We start from the raw sequence: 21,469 nt of genomic DNA on the forward strand, positions 1-21,469 counted from the left end.
ATAAAGCGGTAGATCAAATGATCTACCACTGGAACGCTGTGGCGTGGCTCTACATCAACCGCTTGCGTTCGCTCGAAGGCGCGATCCCCAGGGATTCGCGGTACTTGGCGACGGTGCGGCGAGCCACCTGAATGCCTTGTGCCTCCAGTAAACCAGCGATCTTGCTGTCACTCAACGGCTTTTTCTGATTTTCCGCGGCAACCAGTTTTTTGATGATCGCGCGGATCGCCGTGGACGAGCATTCGCCGCCTTCGGAGGTGCTGACATGGCTGGAGAAAAAGTACTTCAGTTCATATATGCCCCGAGGGGTATGCATGAATTTCTGTGTGGTCACCCGTGAAATTGTCGACTCGTGCATGCCAACCGCCTCGGCGATGTCATGCAGGACCAACGGTTTCATGGCTTCGTCGCCGTGCTCCAGGAAGCCGCGCTGATGCTCGACGATCTGGGTGGCAACTTTCATCAGGGTTTCATTGCGGCTTTGCAGGCTCTTGATGAACCAGCGGGCTTCCTGCAACTGATTGCGCATGAACGTGTTGTCGGCGCTGGTGTCGGCGCGACGCACGAAACCGGCGTACTGGGCGTTGACCCGAAGACGCGGTACCGATTCCTGGTTGAGTTCCACCAGCCAGCGTTCGTTGTCCTTGCGCACGATCACGTCGGGAACCACGTATTCGGCTTCAGTGGATTCGATTTGCGAGCCCGGGCGCGGATTGAGGCTTTGAACCAGTTCGATCACCTGGCGCAGCTCATCTTCCTTGAGCTTCATGCGGCGCATCAGCTGGCTGTAATCGCGACTGCCGAGCAAGTCGATGTAGTCGGTGACCAGGCGCTTTGCTTCGGCGAGCCAAGGGGTTTTGGCCGGCATCTGGCGTAATTGCAGCAGCAGGCATTCGCCCAGGTTGCGGGCGCCGATTCCGGCGGGTTCGAATTGTTGGATGCGGTGCAGGACGGCTTCGATTTCGTCCAGCTCGATGTCCAGCTCCGGGTCGAAGGCTTCGAGTATCTCCTCGAGCGTCTCGTCCAGGTAGCCCTGATTGTTGATGCAGTCGATCAGGGTCACGGCGATCAGGCGATCGGTGTCGGACATGGGCGCCAGGTTCAATTGCCACAGCAAATGGCTTTGCAGGCTTTCACCGGCCGATGTGCGGGTGGTGAAATCCCACTCGTCGTCATCGTTGCTCGGCAGACTGCTGGCGCTGGTCTGGTAAACGTCTTCCCAGGCGGTATCGACGGGCAGTTCGTTGGGGATACGCTCGTTCCAGTCGCCTTCCTCGAGGTTATCAACCGTCGGTGCGCTTTCCTGGTAGGAGGGTTCCTGAATGTCGGGGTTGGGTTTCTGTTCGGCGTTGTCGGCCAAGGGGTCGCTGTTATCGAAGTCGTCGCCTTCTTCCTGGCGTTCGAGCATCGGATTGGACTCCAGGGCCTCCTGGATTTCCTGTTGCAGGTCCAGGGTCGACAATTGGAGCAGGCGGATGGCCTGTTGCAGCTGCGGTGTCATCGTCAGCTGCTGGCCCATTCTCAAGACTAGCGATGGTTTCATGGCAGGGGCTAAACACCTTATTCGCCGGCGCACATGCGCCATCCACTACAGGGCGCCGGAGCGCCAAACATAAGCAAATTATATGCCTGAAACTGAAGTGTTTGCCTAGAGCGCTGTAACAATAAAAAAGTGTTGATTTTTTATCGAGACAAGCGCTCGGTCGACTAGCCAGACACCTCGGTGCTTACAGGCGGAACTCATGGCCCAAATACACTTCCTTGACCAGATCGTTGGCCAGGATGGTTGCAGCGTCGCCTTCGGCGATCAATTGGCCATCGTTGACGATGTAGGCGGTTTCACAGATGTCGAGGGTGTCACGGACGTTGTGGTCGGTGATCAGCACGCCAATGCCCTTGGCCTTGAGGTGATGGATGATCTGTTTGATGTCGCCCACCGAAATCGGGTCCACGCCGGCGAAGGGCTCGTCGAGGAGGATGAATTTCGGGTTGGTGGCCAATGCCCGGGCGATTTCCACACGGCGGCGTTCGCCACCGGACAGGCTCATGCCGAGGTTGTCGCGGATGTGGCTGATGTGGAATTCCTGCAGCAGGCTTTCCAGCTCCTTGCGGCGACCGGCCTTGTCGAGTTCCTTGCGGGTCTCCAGGATCGCCATGATGTTGTCGGCGACCGAGAGTTTGCGGAAGATCGACGCTTCTTGCGGCAGATAGCCGATACCGGCCTTTGCGCGGCCGTGCATTGGCTGGTGGCTGACGTCCAGGTCGTCGATCAGTACGCGGCCTTGATCGGCCTGTACCAGGCCTACGATCATGTAGAAGCAGGTGGTCTTGCCGGCGCCGTTAGGGCCTAGCAGGCCAACGATCTGACCGCTGTCGATGGACAGGCTGACATCACGGACGACCTGGCGGCTCTTGTAGCTCTTGGCCAGATGCTGAGCTTTCAGAGTTGCCATTACTGGGCCTTTTGCTCGTCGGTTTTCTTCTTCGGCTGGATCACCATGTCGATGCGCGGACGCGCTTCGGTGACCTTGTTACCTGTCGCTCGGCCAGCGCTCGCAAGCTTCTTGACGGTGTCGTAGACGATTTTTTCGCCCTGGGTGGTGTTGTTGTCCTTGTCGATGACTTTGGCGCGATCGATCAGTACGACGCGGTTTTGCGCGGCGTGGTACTGGATGGTCACTCCCCAGCCCTGGACAGGCTTGGTGTCGCCCTGGGTTTGCAGTTGTTCGAAGTAGGCCAGGTTGCCTACAGAGGTCACTACGTCGATATCGCCGGTCGGCGTGCGGGTGATGGTCACGGTGTTGCCGGTGACCTTCATCGAGCCCTGGGTAATGATCACGTCACCTTTGTAGGTGGCAACGCCATTCTTGTCGTCCAGTTGGGCGTCGTCGGCTTGAATGCGGATAGGCTGCTCTTGATCGTTCGGCAGAGCCCAGGCGCTCACGCTTCCCAGTGCTGCGCCCAGACTGAGCAAAATAGGGAGGGTTTTAACGAGCCTCATACTGTCCTCTTACGTTCGATAGCAGGTGTATCCTGCTTTCTTTCAAATACGCTTTCATTCCGGTACCGGTCGATACGCCGCCAGCGCCGTCGATTCTAACGGGTTGCTCGGTCTGCGCATATTGCTGCTGCGGGAACACCGTCATTCGAGTGGTGGTGATCAGGGTTCTGCGGTTTTTTTCATCAAAGCGCGTGATGCGTACCGAATCGATCAATTCAACCTGCGTGCCGTCCGGGTTGACCTCACCTTTTTCGCTCTGGACGTGCCACGGGAACTCGGTGCCGCGGAACATGTTCAGGTCAGGGTTGGTCAGCAGCGTGACTTCGCTTGCTTTGAGGTGCTCGACTTTGTCGGAAGTCATTTCGTATTGAAGCCTGCCATCAGGCAGGAACTGCACGCTGTGGGCGTTGGTAGCGTAATAATCGATTTCGCTTTCGTCGACATGCGCGATCGGTTTGTCGAGGAAGCGTTCCGGGCTGATGTTCCAATAGCCGACCGCGGCGAAAATCGCCGCAATGCAACCGAACACCAGAATGTTGCGAATTTTTTTGTTCAGCATGGTTTGGCTCACAGGTACGCGGCGTTGGCCGCATCGAGACGGCCCTGGGCGCGCAGGATCAATTCGCAGAATTCGCGGGCGGCACCCTCGCCACCGCGGGCCTGGGTTACTCCGTGAGCGTGTTCACGCACAAAGCTTGCGGCATTGGCCACCGCCATGCCCAGGCCGACGCGGCGAATGACCGGCAGGTCCGGCAGGTCGTCGCCTAGATAAGCGACCTGCTCATAGCTTAGGTTGAGTTGGCCGAGAAGCTCGTCGAGCACCACCAGTTTGTCTTCGCGCCCCTGGTACAGATGCGGGATGCCAAGGTTTTTCGCCCGTCGCTCAACCACCGGGGTTTTGCGGCCGCTGATGATCGCGGTCTGGACGCCGGCCGCCATCAGCATCTTGATGCCCTGGCCGTCGAGGGTATTGAAGGTCTTGAATTCGCTGCCGTCTTCGAGAAAGTACAGGCGCCCGTCGGTCAGGACGCCATCGACATCGAATACTGCCAGTTTGATGTGTTGGCCGCGTTGCAGCAGGTCCGCGCTCATTACATTACTCCTGCACGCAGCAAGTCGTGCATGTTCAAGGCGCCGACCGGGCGGTCTTCGCTGTCGACCACGACCAATGCGTTGATTTTATGATCTTCCATGATTTTCAGGGCCTCGGCGGCGAGCATCTCGGCGCGGGCGGTCTTGCCGTGCACGGTCATGACCTGATCTATCGTGGCGCTATGGATGTCGACGCTGCGGTCCAGGGTGCGGCGCAAGTCGCCGTCGGTGAAGATCCCGGCCAGCTTGCCGTCGGCCTCGAGGATGACTGTCATGCCAAGGCCCTTGCGAGTCATTTCCATCAGCGCATCCTTGAGCAAGGTGCCGCGCTGAACCTGTGGCAACTCTTGCCCGGCGTGCATGACATTTTCCACCTTCAGCAGCAGGCGTCGGCCCAATGCTCCACCGGGATGGGAAAAGGCAAAGTCTTCGGCGGTAAAGCCGCGCGCTTCCAGCAGTGCGACGGACAGGGCGTCGCCCATGACCAGCGCCGCCGTAGTAGAGGAAGTGGGGGCCAGGTTCAGCGGGCAGGCTTCGTGCTCGACGTGAACGTTCAGGTTGACCTCGGCGGCCTTGGCCAGCGGCGAGTTCGGGTTGCCGGTCATGCTGATCAGCTGGATGCCCAGACGCTTGATCAGTGGCAGCAGGGTGACGATTTCATTGGTCGAGCCGGAGTTCGACAGCGCCAGGATGATGTCGTCGCGGGTGATCATTCCCATGTCGCCGTGGCTGGCTTCGGCCGGATGCACGAAAAATGCGGTGGTGCCGGTGCTGGCCAGGGTGGCGGCGATCTTGTTGCCGATATGCCCCGACTTGCCCATGCCGACCACGACTACGCGGCCTTTGCTGGCCAGAATCATCTCGCAGGCGCGTACGAAATCTGCGTCGATATGCGGTAGCAAGCTTTGTACGGCTTCTACCTCGAGGCGGATGGTGCGTTGTGCTGATTGAATCAGGTCGCTGGATTGGCTCATGTCTGAATCGTATAGCCTGATGAAAAGGCGGCGATTATAGCGGTTATGATCGAAACCCTCACGCAAGTTTGTCGAGCATTGTCTCTCCATGCTGCTCAATCCCTCTAAATGAGCGTTTTTGCCTGTCTTGTTGCTGAATATGGCTCGGCATTGGCCTTGGGCGCGTGGCCATTGCAGTGATATAGTTCGCCGCCAGTTCGGCCCGCTCGGCGGATGTGCTTTTGTCAGGAAGCCAGGCGTCCGAGTGAGAGGCTGCATCGCAAGGAGTTTAGATGAGTGCCGATAACGCCTACGCGGTCGAGCTGAAGGGACTGACCTTCAAGCGCGGTGCGCGCAGCATTTTCAATAACGTCGATATCCGTATTCCCCGCGGCAAGGTCACCGGCATCATGGGGCCTTCCGGGTGTGGCAAGACCACGCTGTTGCGGTTGATGGGCGCACAATTGCGGCCTACCAATGGCGAAGTCTGGGTCAACGGTCAGAACCTGCCAAAACTGTCGCGCAGCGATCTGTTCGACGCCCGCAAGCACATGGGCGTGCTGTTTCAGAGCGGCGCACTCTTTACCGACCTCGATGTGTTCGAGAACGTCGCCTTTCCGCTGCGTGTTCACACCCAACTGCCGGAAGAAATGATCCGCGATATCGTCCTGCTCAAATTGCAGGCCGTGGGTTTGCGCGGCGCCCTTGATCTGATGCCCGACGAGCTGTCAGGCGGCATGAAGCGCCGCGTCGCGCTGGCGAGGGCGATTGCGCTCGATCCGCAAATTCTCATGTACGACGAGCCCTTTGTCGGTCAGGACCCTATCGCCATGGGCGTACTGGTGCGCCTGATCCGCTTGCTCAACGATGCATTGGGCATCACCAGCATCGTGGTCTCCCACGACCTGGCCGAAACCGCGAGCATCGCCGACTACATCTATGTGGTCGGCGACGGGCAGGTGTTGGGGCAGGGCACGCCTGACGAGCTGATGAACTCGGACGAGCCGCGTATCCGTCAATTCATGACAGGCGATCCGGACGGTCCGGTCCCCTATCACTTTCCAGCGACGGACTACCGCGCAGATCTTCTGGGGAAGCGTTGATGCGCAAGATTTCACTTATAGAGCGAGTGCGCCGGTTCGGCCAGGCCGGCATCGATGTGCTGTCGGTGTTCGGTCGTTCGGCCATATTTCTGTTTCACGCGCTTCTTGGGCGTGGCGGTATTGGCGGCGGTTTTGGCTTGCTGGTCAAGCAGTTGCACTCGGTGGGCGTGATGTCCCTGGTGATCATCGTGGTCTCCGGTGTGTTCATCGGCATGGTACTGGCGCTGCAAGGTTTCAACATTCTGTCCAGCTACGGTTCGGAGCAGGCGGTCGGGCAGATGGTGGCGCTGACGCTGCTGCGCGAACTGGGGCCTGTGGTGACTGCGTTGCTGTTTGCCGGGCGTGCCGGTTCGGCGCTGACGGCGGAAATCGGCAACATGAAGTCCACCGAACAGCTGTCCAGCCTGGAAATGATCGGGGTCGACCCGCTCAAGTACATTATTGCCCCGCGCCTCTGGGCCGGCTTCATTTCCCTGCCGGTGCTGGCCATGATTTTCAGCGTGGTGGGCATCTGGGGCGGTTCGTGGGTAGCGGTCGACTGGCTGGGTGTCTATGAAGGTTCCTACTGGTCGAACATGCAGAACAGCGTGACGTTCACGGATGATGTGCTCAACGGCATCATCAAAAGCATCGTCTTCGCCTTTGTCGTGACCTGGATCGCCGTATTCCAAGGCTATGACTGCGAGCCCACTTCCGAGGGGATCAGTCGTGCCACTACCAAGACCGTGGTGTATGCCTCCCTGGCAGTGCTGGGCCTGGACTTTATTCTGACTGCTTTGATGTTTGGAGATTTCTGATGCAAAACCGCACCCTGGAAATCGGTGTCGGCCTTTTCTTGCTGGCTGGCATCCTGGCTTTGTTGCTGCTGGCGCTGCGGGTCAGTGGCCTCTCGCCGAGCCCGAGCACCGACACCTATAAACTTTATGCGTACTTTGACAATATCGCCGGTTTGACGGTCAGAGCCAAAGTGACCATGGCGGGTGTCACCATCGGCAAGGTCACCGCAATCGATCTGGATCGCGACAGTTTCACGGGTCGGGTGACCATGCAGGTGGAAAAACGCGTAGATAACCTGCCCGCCGACTCCACTGCATCTATCCTGACCGCTGGCCTGTTGGGCGAGAAGTACATCGGTATCAGCGTGGGTGGGGAAGAAGCCTTGCTCAAGGATGGCGGAACCATCCACGACACCCAGTCGTCGCTGGTGCTGGAAGACCTGATCGGTAAATTCCTGCTCAATACCGTTAGCAAAGACGCCAAATGAGGAGCTGTTAAATGATCTCAATCTTGCGACGTGGCCTGTTGGTGTTGCTCGCGGCCCTGCCGTTGGTAGCTAACGCCGTGGCGGCGCCTTCCGCGCACGATCTGGTACAGGACACGACCAATCGGTTGCTCGCCGACCTGGCGGCCAACAAAGAGAAATACAAGAAGGACCCGAATGACTTTTATGCGGCGCTGAACACCATCGTCGGCCCCGTGGTGGATGCCGAGGGTATTTCCAAGAGCATCATGACGGTCAAGTACTCGCGTAAAGCCACCCCTGAGCAAATGAAGACCTTTGAAGAAAATTTCAAGAAAGGTTTGTTCCAGTTCTATGGCAATGCGCTGCTTGAGTACAACAACCAGGGCATCGTCGTTGACCCTGCCAAGGATGAGTCGGGCGACCGCACCAGCGTCGGCATGACGGTCAAGGGCAGCAATGGCGCGATCTATCCAGTGCAGTACACACTCGAGAAGATCAATGGCGAGTGGAAGCTGCGCAACGTCATCATCAACGGCATCAACATCGGCAAACTGTTCCGCGATCAGTTCGCCGATGCAATGTCGCGCAATGGCAACAACCTGCAGGCGACCATCGACAATTGGGCAGGGGAAGTTGCCAAAGCCAAGGCCGCTACCGAAAAAACCGACCAGAAGCCAGCCCAATGAGTGATTCTGCCGTTCGCATGAACGAAACCGGCGAACTGTTGCTCAGTGGCGTGCTGGATTACCGCACCGGCCCTGGCCTGCGCGAGCAGGGGCAGGCGCTGATCAAGTCCAGCAAGGCTGCGGCCCTGGTGATCGATTGTTCGGCGGTGGAGAAGTCCAGCAGTGTCGGCCTGTCCTTGCTGCTGTGCTTCATGCGAGATGCCCAGGCGGCCGGCAAGGCGCTGAGCATCCGCGGGATGCCCGAAGACATGCGCGAAATTGCTCAGGTCAGTGAGCTGACCGAGCTGTTGGCGCATCCCTAACCCGCATCGATAAAGTAGCCCCCCGTCAGAGTCCTGCTTCGCGGGGTTCGCAGGCGCGGGGCTTTTTTGTATGATGTCCGACCCGCGCGCACAGGGCGCCGATTGAGGTTGAGCATGCAGGCCACCGAAGTGAAGAGCTTCCTTGAAGGAAAGCTGCCAGGAACTCAGGTAGAAGTTGAGGGCGAAGGCTGCAATTTCCAGCTGAACGTGATTAGCGATGAACTGGCGGCATTGAGCCCGGTCAAGCGTCAGCAGCAGATCTATGCCCATTTGAACCCGTGGATCACCGATGGCAGCATCCACGCGGTCACTATGAAATTTTTCAGCAGCGCGGCCTGGGCCGAGCGCACCTGAGCCCAAGGGCGTCGAGATTCTTATGGATAAATTGATTATTACTGGCGGAGCTCGTCTTGACGGCGAGATCCGCATCTCCGGGGCAAAGAACTCTGCCCTGCCGATCCTGGCTGCGACGCTGCTGTGCGATGGCCCTGTGACTGTGGCCAACCTGCCGCACCTGCACGACATCACCACCATGATCGAGCTGTTCGGTCGCATGGGCATCGAGCCGGTCATCGACGAGAAACTGGCCGTCGAAATCGACCCGCGCACCATCAAGACCCTGATCGCTCCGTACGAGCTGGTGAAAACCATGCGTGCGTCGATCCTGGTACTGGGCCCGATGGTTGCCCGTTTCGGTGAAGCCGAAGTCGCACTGCCTGGCGGTTGCGCCATCGGTTCGCGTCCGGTTGACCTGCACATCCGTGGCCTCGAAGCCATGGGCGCGGTCATCGACGTCGAAGGCGGCTACATCAAGGCCAAGGCGCCGGAGGGCGGCCTGCGTGGCGCGCACTTCTTCTTCGACACCGTCAGTGTGACCGGTACCGAGAACATCATGATGGCCGCCGCTCTGGCCAAGGGCCGCAGTGTACTGGCCAACGCCGCACGCGAGCCTGAGGTCGTCGACCTGGCGAACTTCCTGAACGCCATGGGTGCCAAGGTTTCCGGTGCTGGCACCGACACCATCACCATCGATGGCGTCGAGCGTCTGCACACCACCACTTACAAAGTGATGCCCGACCGTATCGAAACCGGCACCTATCTGGTCGCCGCTGCGGTGACTGGCGGTCGCGTGAAGGTCAAGGACACCGATCCGACCATCCTCGAAGCCGTTCTGGAAAAACTCCGGGAAGCGGGCGCGGAAATCACCTGCGGCGAAGACTGGATCGAACTGAACATGCACGGCAAGCGGCCGAAAGCCGTCAACGTGCGCACTGCACCGTATCCGGCGTTCCCGACTGACATGCAAGCGCAGTTCATTTCCCTCAACGCCATTGCCGAAGGCACGGGCGCCGTGATCGAGACGATCTTCGAAAACCGCTTCATGCACGTTTACGAACTGCACCGCATGGGCGCCAAGATCCAGGTCGAAGGCAACACCGCCATCGTAACCGGCACCGAAAAGCTCAAGGGCGCGCCAGTCATGGCGACCGACCTGCGCGCTTCGGCCAGCCTGGTCATCTCGGCGCTGATCGCCGAAGGCGATACCCTGATCGATCGCATCTACCACATCGACCGTGGTTACGAGTGCATCGAAGAGAAACTGCAGATGCTCGGCGCCAAGATTCGCCGCGTACCGGGCTAGTTCCTGCTGCATGGGCATAAGGACATGCCCGTTGAATTGTTGAAGTCGAGCCGGATTCCGGCTCGACGTGTGCCCGGCGCCGTTTGCGACCGGGCATGAGTACCTTGATAAGGACTGACGTTTCCCATGTTGACCATCGCACTGTCCAAGGGCCGCATCCTTGATGACACCTTGCCGCTTCTGGCTGAAGCAGGCATCGTGCCGACCGAGAATCCGGACAAGAGTCGCAAGCTGATCATCCCCACGACCCAGGAAGATGTACGCCTGCTGATCGTGCGTGCCACCGATGTGCCGACCTACGTCGAGCATGGCGCCGCCGACCTGGGTGTCGCCGGTAAAGACGTGCTGATGGAATACGGCGGCCAGGGCCTGTACGAGCCGCTGGACCTGCAAATTGCCCAGTGCAAACTGATGACGGCCGGCAAGGTCGGCGCAGTCGAGCCCAAGGGCCGTCTGCGAATCGCCACTAAATTCGTCAACGTTGCCAAGCGTTACTACGCCGAACAGGGTCGCCAGGTCGACATCATCAAGCTTTACGGTTCGATGGAGCTGGCGCCGCTGATCGGCCTGGCCGACAAGATCATCGACGTGGTCGACACGGGGAACACGCTGCGGGCCAACGGTCTGGAGCCACAGGACTTCATTGCTGCCATCAGCTCCCGGCTGATCGTCAACAAAGCTTCGATGAAAATGCAACACGCCCGTATTCAGGCGTTGATCGACACCCTGCGCAAGGCAGTGGAGTCTCGACACCGCGGCTGATTCACCTGCGCGACCTTGAGTCGCGCCCGTCTATCCGCCTCATAGCCAGAATTCTCAGGTGCCCAAGCGGAAACGACTGCTAAGTTAGGGCGCCTGAGTTTTTGCCAATCCTATGAGGCTCTCGCTATGACCGCACCGACTGCAATTCGCCGACTCAACGCTGCTGACCCGGATTTCGCACATCATCTGGATCATCTGCTGAGCTGGGAAAGTGTGTCTGACGACTCGGTCAATCAGCGGGTGCTGGACATCATCAAGGCCGTGCGCGAGCGTGGCGATGCCGCGCTGGTGGAATTCACCCGCCAATTCGACGGGCTCGATGTCGCGTCAATGGCCGACCTGATCCTGCCGCGCGAACGCCTGGAACTGGCGCTCACGCGCATCACGGTAGCGCAGCGCGAAGCCTTGGAAAAAGCTGCGGCCCGCGTGCGCAGCTACCACGAAAAGCAGAAACAGGACTCCTGGACTTACACCGAGGCCGACGGCACGGTGCTGGGCCAGAAGGTCACGCCGCTGGACCGCGCCGGCCTGTATGTGCCGGGCGGCAAGGCGTCGTACCCGTCGTCAGTATTGATGAACGCCATTCCGGCCAAGGTTGCCGGTGTGACCGAAGTGGTCATGGTGGTGCCGACTCCGCGTGGCGAGATCAATGAGCTGGTGCTGGCCGCCGCCTGCATCTCCGGCGTCGACCGCGTGTTCACCATTGGCGGTGCACAAGCTGTCGCCGCGCTGGCCTACGGCACCGAAAGCGTGCCGAAGGTCGACAAAGTGGTGGGGCCGGGCAACATCTATGTCGCCACCGCCAAGCGCCACGTGTTTGGTCAGGTCGGTATCGACATGATCGCCGGCCCGTCCGAGATCCTCGTGGTGTGCGACGGTCAGACCGATCCGGACTGGATCGCCATGGACCTGTTCTCCCAGGCCGAACACGATGAAGACGCCCAGGCGATCCTGGTCAGCCCCGACGCCGATTTCCTCGACAAAGTGGCCGCCAGCATCGCCAAGCTGATGCCGACCATGGAGCGCGCGCAAATCATCGAAACCTCGATCAATGGTCGTGGTGCGCTGATCCAGGTTCGCGATATGGCCCAGGCCATTGAAGTGGCCAACCGCATCGCGCCGGAGCACCTGGAGTTGTCGGTGGCCGATCCGCAAGCCTGGCTGCCGCAGATCCGCCACGCCGGTGCGATCTTCATGGGCCGTCACACCTCCGAAGCCTTGGGCGACTATTGCGCGGGCCCCAACCACGTGTTGCCGACTTCCGGCACCGCGCGGTTCTCCTCGCCGCTGGGTGTTTACGACTTCCAGAAGCGCTCGTCGATCATCTTCTGCTCCGAGCAGGGGGCGTCCGAACTGGGCAAAACCGCTTCCGTGCTGGCCCGTGGCGAGTCGCTGACCGCCCACGCCCGCAGTGCCGAATACCGTATCGTTGACGAACAAAAGGGAAACTGAGCATGAGTAAATTCTGGAGCCCGTTCGTCAAGAATCTGGTGCCTTACGTACCGGGCGAGCAGCCGAAACTGGCAAAACTGGTGAAGCTCAACACCAATGAAAACCCGTATGGCCCATCGCCCAAAGCACTGGCCGCCATGCAGGCCGAGCTGAACGACAACCTGCGGTTGTACCCGGATCCGAACAGCGATCTGCTCAAGAATGCGGTCGCCGGGTATTACGGCGTGCAGCGCAATCAGGTGTTCCTCGGCAACGGGTCCGATGAAGTCCTGGCGCACATTTTCCACGGCCTGTTGCAGCACGATCAGCCGCTGCTGTTCCCGGATATCAGCTACAGCTTCTATCCGGTCTACTGCGGTCTGTACGGCATCCGGTTTGATGCGGTGCCGCTGGACGAGCACTTCCGGATCGACCCGGCGGACTACGCCAAGCCGAATGGCGGGATCATTTTCCCCAACCCGAATGCGCCAACCGGTTGCCTGCTGGCCCTCGACGCCATCGAGCAAATCCTCAAGGCCAGCCCGGATTCGGTGGTCGTGGTGGATGAGGCTTACATCGACTTCGGCGGAGAAACCGCGATCAGTCTGGTGGACCGTTATCCGAACCTGCTGGTGACTCAGACGCTGTCCAAGTCCCGTTCCCTGGCGGGTCTGCGGGTAGGTTTGGCGGTGGGGCATCCTGACCTCATCGAGGCGCTGGAGCGAATCAAGAACAGCTTCAACTCCTATCCACTGGATCGGATGGCGAATGTCGGTGCGGCGGCCGCGTTTGAAGATCGTGAGTACTTCGACATGACTTGCCGGTTGGTCATCGAGAGTCGCGAGCAGTTGATTGCACAGCTGCAGGCGAAGGGTTTCGAAGTATTGCCGTCGGCAGCGAACTTCATTTTCGCCCGTCACCCGCAGCACGATGCAGCGGGGCTGGCGGCGAAGTTGCGTGAGCAAGGCGTGATCGTCCGGCACTTCAAACAGGAGCGGATTGCGCAGTTCCTGCGGATTTCCATCGGTACGCCTGAGCAGAACCAGGCGTTGATCGACGGTTTGGGCGATCTGTAAACCATCCCGGATTCTGTGGGAGCGAGCTCGCTCCCACAGTGTTTAGTGTTGTTTTGACTTACTCGTGATGCGGTTCGCCCAGGAATGTCAGCGAACTGAACAAACCACGACTGCTCACGTCAGCGCTGTCCTTCACCGGCACTTCCACCTGAGCCGAAATCACATTCAGCCCTTCATTGCGCACCAGCACTTGCGCCCGGCCGTCCGCGTCGGTTTCGGTGCTCAAGGTGTTCGGCGCATTGCGATAGTCACCCACCAACTTCACCCCGGCCGCCGGTTTGCCATCCAGTAGCACACGCACCGGCAGCGAATTGCCCGGCCCCACGGTCAGCGGATCGACCTCCGGCAGAATCAGCAACTTCAGTTGATCAAGCCTGGGCAACCTGGCGGCCGGCTGATAAATCGCCAGGCTGTACTTGAACGTCTGTGTCGACTCGATCGCGCCCGGTACTTTGCTGCGCCCCTCGTTGACCCATTTCTTGTCGGTGGTCTGCGACCACATGCCATTGTCCAGTGCCACGGCGATCACCGCGGGCGGTTTCAGCGGTTGCAGGCGCGCGTGATCAGGCAGGCGCTGGACGGTCACCGGAATCATTTTTCCGCTGATGTCATAAGCCCAGGCGCCGCTGATTTTCTGCGCCTTGAAGGCATTGTCCTCGGCGCCGTGGCCGTAAATCACTTCGATGTTACCGCGACGTTGTTCGGTCCAGAGACCATGGGCCGAAACCTCATGGGTGAACAATAGACTGAGCAGGGCCAGGGATTTGAGAGAGGGCATGGGGGCGTCCTTTTATAGAGTGAGTGTCAGGCTGACGGTGAAATTGCGCGGCTCGCCGGGGTTGACCCAGTAGTTGCTGTAGGAACGCTCGAAGTATTTCTCGTCGAAAACGTTGTTGAGGTTCAGGCCCACAGTGACGTTGTCGCTGGCCTTGTAATGGGCCAGCAGGTCGACCGTGTGATAAGCCGGCAATTGGAAGTCGCTGCCGGCTTCGCCCGAGCGGTCACCGACATAGGTGAAGGCCGCACCGAGATCCGATCCGCGCAAGCGACCGTCCTGAAACGCATAAACCCCCAACAGACTGCCGCTGTGTTTGGCGACGCCGAGAATTCGGCTGCCGGTTGGAATGACCTTGTCGCCCTCGGTGACTTCAGCATCGATGTAAGCGAAGGCGCCGATCACCCGTACGGCATCGGTGACTTGCCCGGCGACTTGCAGATCGAATCCCTGGCTGCGGGCCTTGCCCATGGCGCGGCTGGTGTCGGTACCCGGGTCGAGGGCGAGGACATTTTTCTTTTCGATATGGAAGGCGGCGAGGGTGCTGCTCAAACGGTCGTCAAACAGGTCGCTCTTGATCCCGATTTCATAGCCAACACCTTCTTCCGGATCAAAGGATCTGCCTGCGGCGTCCAGGCCATTGTTCGGTTTGAACGAAGTGGAGGCGTTGGCGAACAAGCCGATTTCGGGTGTCAGCTGATACAGCAGTCCGGCCCGTTGCGTAAGGGCGTCGTGTTGCTGGCGGTTGGTGGTGTTGCGCGTGTGATCGTCGATGCCTTGTTCGAACCGTTCGAGACGCGCACCGAGCATGCCTCGCAACGTGTCAGTGAAGAGGATCTGATCCTGCAGGTTCAGGGCTCGGCTTTCGACGTGTTCGAAGAAGTCAGTGCCGGAACGTGCGCCGCCTGGTTTCGGCTGGCCATAGACCGGTTGGTCAATATCGACGGCGTAGGGGCTGCCGGCGATGGTCGTCACGCGCTCGTTCTTGCGGTAGTTCTCGTATTCACTGCCGATCAGTAGTTCGTGCTGCCACGGGCCGGTGTCGAATAATCCGCGCAGTTCGAGTTGGGTAATGCTGTCGTGCCAATCGTTGTCACGCTCGCGGTAGCGACGGTTGACGGTGTGGCCATCGGCATTCAAGGCGCGCGCTTCCGAGGCAAAGCCCCAGAGTTTGCCTTGCTTGTAGTGACTGGCCAGGCGCAGTTTCCAGGCGTCATTCAGGTGATGTTCGAGCGCGGCTTGCAGCAGGTTGTTGTGGTTGTCGATGTCGCCATCGTTGGGTTCGCCGAGGAAGGTCGAACGAGAAACGCCGCTCCACACGTTGTTCGGCGCGACGATGCCGCGGTCGAACGTGGAGCGGTGGCGCACGAACTCGCTTTCAACCAGCAGCGTCGTGTCGGGATTGAGTTGCCAACTGAAGGCGGGCGCGACGAACACCCGCTCACGGTCAACGTGATCGCGAAAGCTCTGGCCGTCCTCGATGGCCAGGTTTACCCGCGACAACACGTTGCCGTCCTCATCCAATGGGGTGTTGACGTCCAGCGCGGTGCGGTAGCGATCCCAACTGCCAGCGCTGGTGTGCAGGGTGGCGAAGGCTTCGGGCCGGGGCTTTTTGGTGACGATATTCACCGTACCGCCCGGATCGCCTCGACCGTAAAGACTGGCAGCAGGGCCTTTGAGCACTTCGATGCGTTCGATACTCACCACGTCCGGCGTGCTCGGGTAGCCGCGATTGGCGCTGAATCCGTCCTTGTAGAATTCCGAGGTGGTGAAGCCGCGCACGCTGTATTCGTAGAGCGTCAGGCCGCCGAAGTTGTTCTGTTTCGACACGCCGCCCGCGAAGTCCAGTGCACGCTCGACGCTGATGCTGCCCAAGTCGTTGAGCACACTGACGGGAATCACGCTGATCGATTGCGGGATGTCGCGAATGGCGGTGTCGGTTTTGGTTGCGCTGGAAGAGCGGGTGGCGCGGTAGCCATCGACCGGGCCGGTGGCGGATTCGTAATCTGAAGTGACGCTGATCGCGTCCAGTTCGAGGGTTTGCGGTTCTTCGGCTAAGACCGGATTCCCCAGCAGCCCGAGGGCAAGGCTTGCCACGGAGGCCTTTGTTCGAGACGACATGTTATGTTGTTCCAATTGCCATAATTGAAACAATATAACATGTCTAATGAGAATGTCTGCTAATGGCCCGAAATGCTCGGGCCAGGTTTAGTTTTCTTCTTTTTCCTTCACCGGAGCCGGCGGTGGACGCAAGCCGATTTCCGCGGTGAGCTTGAGCTCCTTGCCGTTGCGCATCACTTGAACAGTGACCTTGTCAGTCGGTTTGATCCGCGCGACCTGATTCATCGAGCGACGGCCATCACCGGCCGGTTCGCCGTCGATGCTGAGGATCACATCGCCCAATTGCAGGCCGGCCTTCTGCGCCGGGCCGTCGCGGAAAATCCCGGCGACGACGATGCCCGGGCGTCCAGAAAGACCGAAGGACTCCGCCAGCTCCTGGGTCAATGGCTGCACTTCAATACCCAGCCAGCCGCGAATCACTTGGCCGTGCTCGATGATCGACTTCATCACTTCCATTGCCAGTTTGATCGGGATCGCGAAGCCGATGCCCTGGGAGCCACCGGACTTGGAAAAAATCGCCGTGTTGATGCCGGTCAGGTTGCCGTTGGCGTCGATCAGCGCTCCGCCGGAGTTGCCAGGGTTGATCGCGGCGTCGGTCTGGATGAAGTCTTCGTAGTTGTTCAGGCCCAACTGGTTACGCCCGGTCGCACTGATGATGCCCATGGTCACGGTCTGGCCGACACCAAACGGGTTGCCGATGGCCAGGGCCACATCGCCAATACGGATGTTGTCGGAACGGCCGACAGTGATCGCCGGCAAGTTCTTCAAATCGATCTTCAGCACCGCGAGGTCGGTCTCCGGGTCGCTGCCGATCACCCGGGCCAGGGTTTCGCGCCCGTCCTTGAGCGCGACCACTATCTGGTCGGCACCGCTGGTCACGTGGTTGTTGGTCAGGATGTAGCCTTCCGGGCTCATGATCACGCCCGAACCGAGGCTCGACTCCATGCGTTTCTGCTTGGGCGAGTTGTCGCCGAAGAAACGGCGGAACTGCGGATCTTCGAACAACGGGTGGCTGGGTTTGTTGATGACTTTGGTGGTGTACAGGTTCACCACGGATGGCGCGGCCGTGGTCACTGCGTCAGCATAGGACACCGGACCTTGCTGCATGCTGGTGGTCTGCGGGGCTTGCTGCAGATTGACGTCGAGGCTTGGCAGCCCGACCCACTGCGGGTAACGCTGGATTATCAACAGAGCGATAAGCACGCCGGCCAGTAGCGGCCAGCCGGAAAAACGCAGCGCCTTGAGCATTAAGCACGTCCTGAGAGGGTTGCAGGCGGTATCGGACCGCCCATAATGTCGCGCATTATACGAGGCCGCGCGTGCCTCTGAACGGGATATTTAGGAGTCTTTCATGGCCGTCGCCTTGAGCACCCTGGTCGAAGAAGCCGACCGTTACCTCAGCAGTTCGAAAATTGCCGATTACTGCCCCAACGGCCTGCAGGTCGAAGGCCGGCCGCAAGTGATGCGCATTGTCAGTGGTGTCACCGCCAGCCAGGCGTTGCTCGATGCCGCCGTGGAAGCCAACGCCGACCTGGTGCTGGTGCACCATGGCTATTTCTGGAAGGGCGAAAACCCGTGCATCACCGGCATGAAGCAGCGTCGCCTGAAGACATTGCTCAAGCACGATATCAGCCTGCTGTCCTATCACCTGCCGCTGGATCTGCACCCGGATGTCGGTAACAACGTGCAGTTGGCCCGGCAGCTCGACATCACCGTCGAAGGCCCGCTGGACCCGGACAACCTGAAGATTGTCGGTCTGGTCGGTTCGTTGAGTGAGCCGATGATGCCTCGGGATTTTGCCCGCCGGGTCCAGGAAGTCATGGGCCGCGAGCCATTGCTGGTCGAGGGCAGCGAGATGATTCGTCGGGTCGGTTGGTGCACGGGGGGCGGTCAGGGCTACATCGATCAGGCCATTCTGGCGGGTGTCGATCTGTACCTGAGCGGCGAGGCCTCCGAACAGACGTTCCACAGCGCGCGGGAAAACGACATCAGCTTCATCGCCGCCGGCCACCACGCCACCGAGCGTTATGGCGTTCAGGCACTGGGTGACTATCTGGCGCGCAGATTTGCGCTGGAGCACATCTTCATCGATTGCCCGAACCCCATCTGAAAAAACGCAATCCCTGTAGGAGCGAGCCTGCTCGCGATGTTCGTCAACGATAACGCTGGGGGCCTGACACCCCGCGGCGTTCTCGGGTTCATCGCGAGCAGGCTCGCTCCTACAGGGGGGGCGGTGCGTTCTGCCCAAACGAGGGGGCATATTCATATGCTCTTTCGTTCTAGTTGGCGTCCTGATTAGAAGTGGGCGCTGTGCTAGGATTCCCCGCTCGAACACGGCCCGCTGGCCGTTCATAAGAAAGCTTTCGTGAGTAGCCATGGTCGACAAACTGACGCATCTGAAACAGCTGGAGGCGGAAAGCATCCACATCATCCGCGAGGTGGCCGCCGAGTTCGATAACCCGGTGATGCTGTACTCCATCGGTAAAGACTCCGCCGTGATGCTGCACCTGGCACGCAAGGCGTTTTTCCCTGGCAAGCTGCCGTTTCCGGTGATGCATGTCGACACCCGGTGGAAATTCCAGGAGATGTACAAGTTCCGCGACAAGATGGTCGCCGAGCTGGGCCTGGACCTGATCACCCATGTGAACCCGGACGGCGTGGCGCAAGGCATCAACCCGTTTACCCACGGCAGTGCCAAGCACACCGACATCATGAAGACCGAAGGCCTGAAGCAGGCATTGGACAAATATGGTTTCGACGCCGCTTTCGGTGGTGCCCGTCGCGATGAAGAGAAATCCCGCGCCAAGGAGCGCGTGTACTCGTTCCGCGACAGCAAGCACCGCTGGGATCCGAAAAACCAGCGCCCGGAGCTCTGGAACGTCTACAACGGCAAGGTCAACAAGGGCGAATCCATTCGTGTGTTCCCGTTGTCGAACTGGACCGAACTGGACATCTGGCAGTACATCTACCTTGAAGGCATCCCGATCGTCCCGCTGTACTTCGCCGCCGAGCGTGAAGTCATCGAGAAGAACGGCACGCTGATCATGATCGACGACGAGCGCATCCTCGAACACCTGAGCGATGAAGACAAAGCGCGCATCGTCAAAAAGAAAGTGCGTTTCCGTACCCTTGGCTGCTACCCGTTGACGGGCGCGGTGGAGTCCGAGGCCGAAAGCCTCACGGACATCATTCAGGAAATGCTCCTGACGCGAACTTCCGAGCGCCAGGGCCGTGTCATCGACCACGATGGCGCCGGCTCGATGGAAGACAAGAAACGTCAAGGTTATTTCTAAGGGGCTGTCATGTCGCATCAATCTGATTTGATCAGCGAGGACATCCTCGCCTACCTGGGCCAGCACGAACGTAAAGAGCTGCTGCGCTTCCTGACCTGCGGTAACGTCGACGACGGCAAGAGCACCCTGATCGGGCGTCTGCTGCACGACTCCAAGATGATCTACGAAGATCACCTGGAAGCCATTACCCGCGACTCGAAAAAAGTCGGCACCACCGGCGAGGACATCGACCTGGCGTTGCTGGTCGACGGCCTGCAGGCCGAGCGTGAACAAGGCATCACCATCGATGTCGCGTACCGCTATTTCTCCACCGCCAAGCGCAAGTTCATCATCGCCGACACCCCTGGCCATGAGCAGTACACCCGCAACATGGCCACCGGTGCATCCACCTGTGACCTGGCGATCATCCTGGTCGACGCCCGTTACGGCGTGCAGACCCAGACCCGTCGCCACAGCTTCATTGCCTCGCTGTTGGGCATCAAGCACATCGTCGTCGCCATCAACAAGATGGACCTCAAGGACTTCGATCAGGGCGTGTTCGAGTCGATCAAGGCCGACTACCTGAAGTTCGCCGAAGGCTTGAAGATGAAGCCTACGAGCATGCACTTCGTGCCGATGTCTGCCCTCAAGGGCGACAACGTGGTGAACAAGTCCGAGCGCTCGCCGTGGTACACCGGCCAGTCGCTGATGGAAATTCTCGAGACCGTGGAAGTGGCGGGCGACCGCAACTTCACCGACCTGCGTTTCCCGGTGCAGTACGTCAACCGTCCGAACCTGAACTTCCGTGGTTTCGCCGGCACCCTGGCCAGCGGCATCGTCAAGAAAGGCGACGAAGTCGTGGTCCTGCCGTCGGGCAAGAGCAGCCGCGTGAAATCGATCGTCACTTTCGAAGGCGAGCTGGAGCATGCAGGTCCCGGTCAAGCGGTGACGCTGACCATGGAAGACGAAATCGACATCTCCCGCGGCGACCTGTTGGTCCACGCCGACAACGTGCCGCCCGTCACCGACAGCTTCGAAGCAATGCTGGTGTGGATGGCTGAAGAGCCGATGCTGCCGGGCAAGAAATACGACATCAAGCGCGCCACCAGTTACGTGCCGGGCTCCATTGCCAGCATCGTCAACAAGGTCGACGTGAACACCCTCGAAGAAGGCCCGGCCAGCGCATTGCAGCTGAACGAAATCGGTAAGGTCAAGATCGCGCTCGATGCGCCGATTGCCCTCGACGGTTACGAAAGCAACCGCACCACCGGCGCGTTCATCATCATCGACCGCCTGACCAACGGCACCGTGGGCGCCGGCATGATCGTCGCCCAGCCTCTGGTACACGGCAGCGCCACGCACCACGGCAAACTGGCCCACGTCGCCACCGAAGAACGCGCCCAGCGCTTCGGCCAGCAACCGGCCACCGTGTTGTTCAGCGGCTTGTCGGGCGCAGGCAAGAGCACCCTGGCTTATGCCGTGGAGCGCAAGCTGTTCGACATGGGCCGTGCGGTGTATGTGCTCGATGGCCAGAACCTGCGTCACGACCTGAACAAGGGTCTGCCACAGGATCGCGCCGGGCGTACCGAGAACTGGCGTCGTGCCGCGCACGTGGCGCGTCAGTTCAACGAAGCCGGTTTGCTGACCCTGGCGGCCTTCGTTGCGCCGAGCTCCGAAGGTCGTGAACAGGCCAAGGAACTGATCGGCAAAGAGCGTCTGCTGACGGTTTACGTCCAGGCTTCGCCAGCGGTCTGTGCCGAACGCGATCCACAAGGCCTGTACGCGGCGGCCGGCGATAACATCCCGGGCGAGTCCTTCCCGTATGACGTACCGCTGGATGCCGATCTGGTGATCGACACCCAATCGTTGTCGCTGGAAGAAAGCGTCAAGCAAGTGCTGGATCTGCTGCGCAAGCGTGGCGCGATCTAAGCGTTAGCTGCAAATAAAAAAACCGCCGATGAGTGATCATCGGCGGTTTTTTTTGTGTTCTCAATATCGCCTTCGCTGGCA

At 59.7% G+C, this 21,469-nt stretch carries 22 protein-coding genes; 13 read left to right on the top strand and 9 right to left on the bottom strand.

Annotated features, from left to right (window positions below):
* Nucleotides 1-49: 49 nt before the first annotated feature.
* The 6 genes from BLV61_RS20580 to BLV61_RS20605 all read right to left on the bottom strand — a co-directional run bounded on the left by BLV61_RS20580 (nt 50) and on the right by BLV61_RS20605 (nt 5,067).
* Nucleotides 50-1,543, bottom strand: coding sequence for an RNA polymerase factor sigma-54 (locus BLV61_RS20580; RefSeq protein WP_090467166.1), 1,494 nt, complete (start codon nt 1,541-1,543; stop codon nt 50-52).
* Nucleotides 1,544-1,727: 184 nt separating this feature from the next.
* Nucleotides 1,728-2,453 carry an LPS export ABC transporter ATP-binding protein gene (gene lptB / locus BLV61_RS20585; protein WP_047537722.1) on the bottom strand — a complete coding sequence of 242 codons (726 nt, stop codon included), beginning with the start codon at nt 2,451-2,453 and terminating at the stop codon, nt 1,728-1,730.
* A complete protein-coding gene (gene lptA, locus BLV61_RS20590) occupies nt 2,453-3,001 on the bottom strand; it encodes a lipopolysaccharide transport periplasmic protein LptA (protein ID WP_047537724.1) in 549 nt (182 codons plus the stop codon). The genes lptB and lptA overlap by 1 nt, the downstream gene beginning before the upstream one ends.
* Nucleotides 2,988-3,560, bottom strand: coding sequence for an LPS export ABC transporter periplasmic protein LptC (gene lptC, locus BLV61_RS20595; RefSeq protein WP_047537727.1), 573 nt, complete (start codon nt 3,558-3,560; stop codon nt 2,988-2,990). Before lptC ends, lptA begins: the two co-directional genes overlap by 14 nt.
* An 8-nt stretch (nt 3,561-3,568) precedes the next feature.
* Nucleotides 3,569-4,093 carry a KdsC family phosphatase gene (locus BLV61_RS20600; RefSeq protein WP_047537730.1) on the bottom strand — a complete coding sequence of 175 codons (525 nt, stop codon included), beginning with the start codon at nt 4,091-4,093 and terminating at the stop codon, nt 3,569-3,571.
* On the bottom strand, nt 4,093-5,067 hold the full coding sequence (locus BLV61_RS20605; protein ID WP_047537734.1) for a KpsF/GutQ family sugar-phosphate isomerase: 975 nt from the start codon (nt 5,065-5,067) through the stop codon (nt 4,093-4,095). The genes BLV61_RS20600 and BLV61_RS20605 overlap by 1 nt, the downstream gene beginning before the upstream one ends.
* A gap of 272 nt (nt 5,068-5,339) precedes the next feature.
* Between BLV61_RS20605 and BLV61_RS20610 the strand changes: the two genes are divergently transcribed.
* From BLV61_RS20610 to hisC, 10 genes are all read left to right on the top strand, one after another.
* Entirely contained in the window at nt 5,340-6,149 is an 810-nt protein-coding gene (locus tag BLV61_RS20610) for an ATP-binding cassette domain-containing protein (RefSeq protein ID WP_090467168.1), read from the top strand.
* Nucleotides 6,149-6,946 (top strand): lipid asymmetry maintenance ABC transporter permease subunit MlaE, encoded by a 798-nt coding sequence (gene mlaE, locus BLV61_RS20615; protein WP_047537739.1) that lies wholly within the window; start codon nt 6,149-6,151, stop codon nt 6,944-6,946. Before BLV61_RS20610 ends, mlaE begins: the two co-directional genes overlap by 1 nt.
* A complete protein-coding gene (mlaD, locus tag BLV61_RS20620) occupies nt 6,946-7,413 on the top strand; it encodes an outer membrane lipid asymmetry maintenance protein MlaD (RefSeq protein ID WP_047537743.1) in 468 nt (155 codons plus the stop codon). The genes mlaE and mlaD overlap by 1 nt, the downstream gene beginning before the upstream one ends.
* A gap of 11 nt (nt 7,414-7,424) precedes the next feature.
* Nucleotides 7,425-8,078: an MlaC/ttg2D family ABC transporter substrate-binding protein gene (locus BLV61_RS20625; RefSeq protein WP_047537745.1), complete on the top strand. Its 654-nt coding sequence runs from the start codon at nt 7,425-7,427 to the stop codon at nt 8,076-8,078.
* Nucleotides 8,075-8,380, top strand: a complete 306-nt coding sequence (locus BLV61_RS20630; RefSeq protein WP_047537747.1) for an STAS domain-containing protein — start codon at nt 8,075-8,077, stop codon at nt 8,378-8,380. Before BLV61_RS20625 ends, BLV61_RS20630 begins: the two co-directional genes overlap by 4 nt.
* 114 nt (nt 8,381-8,494) lie before the next feature.
* The gene (locus tag BLV61_RS20635; protein WP_047537750.1) at nt 8,495-8,734 is read left to right on the top strand and encodes a BolA family protein; all 240 of its coding nucleotides are present in this window, start codon (nt 8,495-8,497) and stop codon (nt 8,732-8,734) included.
* A 22-nt stretch (nt 8,735-8,756) separates the two neighbouring features.
* Nucleotides 8,757-10,022 (top strand): UDP-N-acetylglucosamine 1-carboxyvinyltransferase, encoded by a 1,266-nt coding sequence (gene murA / locus BLV61_RS20640; protein WP_090467169.1) that lies wholly within the window; start codon nt 8,757-8,759, stop codon nt 10,020-10,022.
* A gap of 126 nt (nt 10,023-10,148) precedes the next feature.
* Nucleotides 10,149-10,784: an ATP phosphoribosyltransferase gene (gene hisG, locus BLV61_RS20645; protein ID WP_008018703.1), complete on the top strand. Its 636-nt coding sequence runs from the start codon at nt 10,149-10,151 to the stop codon at nt 10,782-10,784.
* A gap of 126 nt (nt 10,785-10,910) precedes the next feature.
* Nucleotides 10,911-12,236 (top strand): histidinol dehydrogenase, encoded by a 1,326-nt coding sequence (hisD, locus tag BLV61_RS20650; protein ID WP_090467171.1) that lies wholly within the window; start codon nt 10,911-10,913, stop codon nt 12,234-12,236.
* A 2-nt stretch (nt 12,237-12,238) separates the two neighbouring features.
* Entirely contained in the window at nt 12,239-13,291 is a 1,053-nt protein-coding gene (hisC, locus tag BLV61_RS20655; RefSeq protein ID WP_047537760.1) for a histidinol-phosphate transaminase, read from the top strand.
* Nucleotides 13,292-13,349: 58 nt separating this feature from the next.
* Here the strand turns inward: hisC and BLV61_RS20660 are convergent, their stop codons facing one another.
* From BLV61_RS20660 to algW, 3 genes are all read right to left on the bottom strand, one after another.
* Nucleotides 13,350-14,069, bottom strand: coding sequence for a DUF4198 domain-containing protein (locus tag BLV61_RS20660; RefSeq protein WP_090467173.1), 720 nt, complete (start codon nt 14,067-14,069; stop codon nt 13,350-13,352).
* 12 nt (nt 14,070-14,081) lie between these two features.
* Nucleotides 14,082-16,187, bottom strand: a complete 2,106-nt coding sequence (locus BLV61_RS20665; RefSeq protein ID WP_090467175.1) for a TonB-dependent siderophore receptor — start codon at nt 16,185-16,187, stop codon at nt 14,082-14,084.
* An 87-nt stretch (nt 16,188-16,274) separates the two neighbouring features.
* On the bottom strand, nt 16,275-17,435 hold the full coding sequence (gene algW / locus BLV61_RS20670; RefSeq protein WP_047537765.1) for a Do family serine endopeptidase AlgW: 1,161 nt from the start codon (nt 17,433-17,435) through the stop codon (nt 16,275-16,277).
* Nucleotides 17,436-17,538: 103 nt separating this feature from the next.
* Between algW and BLV61_RS20675 the strand changes: the two genes are divergently transcribed.
* The 3 genes from BLV61_RS20675 to cysN all read left to right on the top strand — a co-directional run bounded on the left by BLV61_RS20675 (nt 17,539) and on the right by cysN (nt 21,388).
* Nucleotides 17,539-18,297, top strand: coding sequence for a Nif3-like dinuclear metal center hexameric protein (locus tag BLV61_RS20675; protein WP_047537773.1), 759 nt, complete (start codon nt 17,539-17,541; stop codon nt 18,295-18,297).
* A gap of 265 nt (nt 18,298-18,562) precedes the next feature.
* The gene (cysD, locus tag BLV61_RS20680; protein ID WP_034147080.1) at nt 18,563-19,480 is read left to right on the top strand and encodes a sulfate adenylyltransferase subunit CysD; all 918 of its coding nucleotides are present in this window, start codon (nt 18,563-18,565) and stop codon (nt 19,478-19,480) included.
* A gap of 9 nt (nt 19,481-19,489) precedes the next feature.
* Nucleotides 19,490-21,388, top strand: a complete 1,899-nt coding sequence (gene cysN / locus BLV61_RS20685; protein WP_090467177.1) for a sulfate adenylyltransferase subunit CysN — start codon at nt 19,490-19,492, stop codon at nt 21,386-21,388.
* The last annotated feature ends 81 nt before the right edge of the window (nt 21,389-21,469 follow it).

Origin of the sequence: Pseudomonas mohnii, from assembly GCF_900105115.1 — a bacterium.
Lineage (GTDB): Bacteria > Pseudomonadota > Gammaproteobacteria > Pseudomonadales > Pseudomonadaceae > Aquipseudomonas > Aquipseudomonas mohnii.

What these genes read in the sequence shown, in the direction of transcription:
- BLV61_RS20580 (WP_090467166.1), bottom strand. Translation starts at nt 1,543, where the DNA reads ATGAAACCATCGCTAGTCTTGAGAATGGGCCAGCAGCTGACGATGACA.
- lptB (WP_047537722.1), bottom strand. Translation starts at nt 2,453, where the DNA reads ATGGCAACTCTGAAAGCTCAGCATCTGGCCAAGAGCTACAAGAGCCGC.
- lptA (WP_047537724.1), bottom strand. Translation starts at nt 3,001, where the DNA reads ATGAGGCTCGTTAAAACCCTCCCTATTTTGCTCAGTCTGGGCGCAGCA.
- lptC (WP_047537727.1), bottom strand. Translation starts at nt 3,560, where the DNA reads ATGCTGAACAAAAAAATTCGCAACATTCTGGTGTTCGGTTGCATTGCG.
- BLV61_RS20600 (WP_047537730.1), bottom strand. Translation starts at nt 4,093, where the DNA reads ATGAGCGCGGACCTGCTGCAACGCGGCCAACACATCAAACTGGCAGTA.
- BLV61_RS20605 (WP_047537734.1), bottom strand. Translation starts at nt 5,067, where the DNA reads ATGAGCCAATCCAGCGACCTGATTCAATCAGCACAACGCACCATCCGC.
- BLV61_RS20610 (WP_090467168.1), top strand. Translation starts at nt 5,340, where the DNA reads ATGAGTGCCGATAACGCCTACGCGGTCGAGCTGAAGGGACTGACCTTC.
- mlaE (WP_047537739.1), top strand. Translation starts at nt 6,149, where the DNA reads ATGCGCAAGATTTCACTTATAGAGCGAGTGCGCCGGTTCGGCCAGGCC.
- mlaD (WP_047537743.1), top strand. Translation starts at nt 6,946, where the DNA reads ATGCAAAACCGCACCCTGGAAATCGGTGTCGGCCTTTTCTTGCTGGCT.
- BLV61_RS20625 (WP_047537745.1), top strand. Translation starts at nt 7,425, where the DNA reads ATGATCTCAATCTTGCGACGTGGCCTGTTGGTGTTGCTCGCGGCCCTG.
- BLV61_RS20630 (WP_047537747.1), top strand. Translation starts at nt 8,075, where the DNA reads ATGAGTGATTCTGCCGTTCGCATGAACGAAACCGGCGAACTGTTGCTC.
- BLV61_RS20635 (WP_047537750.1), top strand. Translation starts at nt 8,495, where the DNA reads ATGCAGGCCACCGAAGTGAAGAGCTTCCTTGAAGGAAAGCTGCCAGGA.
- murA (WP_090467169.1), top strand. Translation starts at nt 8,757, where the DNA reads ATGGATAAATTGATTATTACTGGCGGAGCTCGTCTTGACGGCGAGATC.
- hisG (WP_008018703.1), top strand. Translation starts at nt 10,149, where the DNA reads ATGTTGACCATCGCACTGTCCAAGGGCCGCATCCTTGATGACACCTTG.
- hisD (WP_090467171.1), top strand. Translation starts at nt 10,911, where the DNA reads ATGACCGCACCGACTGCAATTCGCCGACTCAACGCTGCTGACCCGGAT.
- hisC (WP_047537760.1), top strand. Translation starts at nt 12,239, where the DNA reads ATGAGTAAATTCTGGAGCCCGTTCGTCAAGAATCTGGTGCCTTACGTA.
- BLV61_RS20660 (WP_090467173.1), bottom strand. Translation starts at nt 14,069, where the DNA reads ATGCCCTCTCTCAAATCCCTGGCCCTGCTCAGTCTATTGTTCACCCAT.
- BLV61_RS20665 (WP_090467175.1), bottom strand. Translation starts at nt 16,187, where the DNA reads ATGTCGTCTCGAACAAAGGCCTCCGTGGCAAGCCTTGCCCTCGGGCTG.
- algW (WP_047537765.1), bottom strand. Translation starts at nt 17,435, where the DNA reads ATGCTCAAGGCGCTGCGTTTTTCCGGCTGGCCGCTACTGGCCGGCGTG.
- BLV61_RS20675 (WP_047537773.1), top strand. Translation starts at nt 17,539, where the DNA reads ATGGCCGTCGCCTTGAGCACCCTGGTCGAAGAAGCCGACCGTTACCTC.
- cysD (WP_034147080.1), top strand. Translation starts at nt 18,563, where the DNA reads ATGGTCGACAAACTGACGCATCTGAAACAGCTGGAGGCGGAAAGCATC.
- cysN (WP_090467177.1), top strand. Translation starts at nt 19,490, where the DNA reads ATGTCGCATCAATCTGATTTGATCAGCGAGGACATCCTCGCCTACCTG.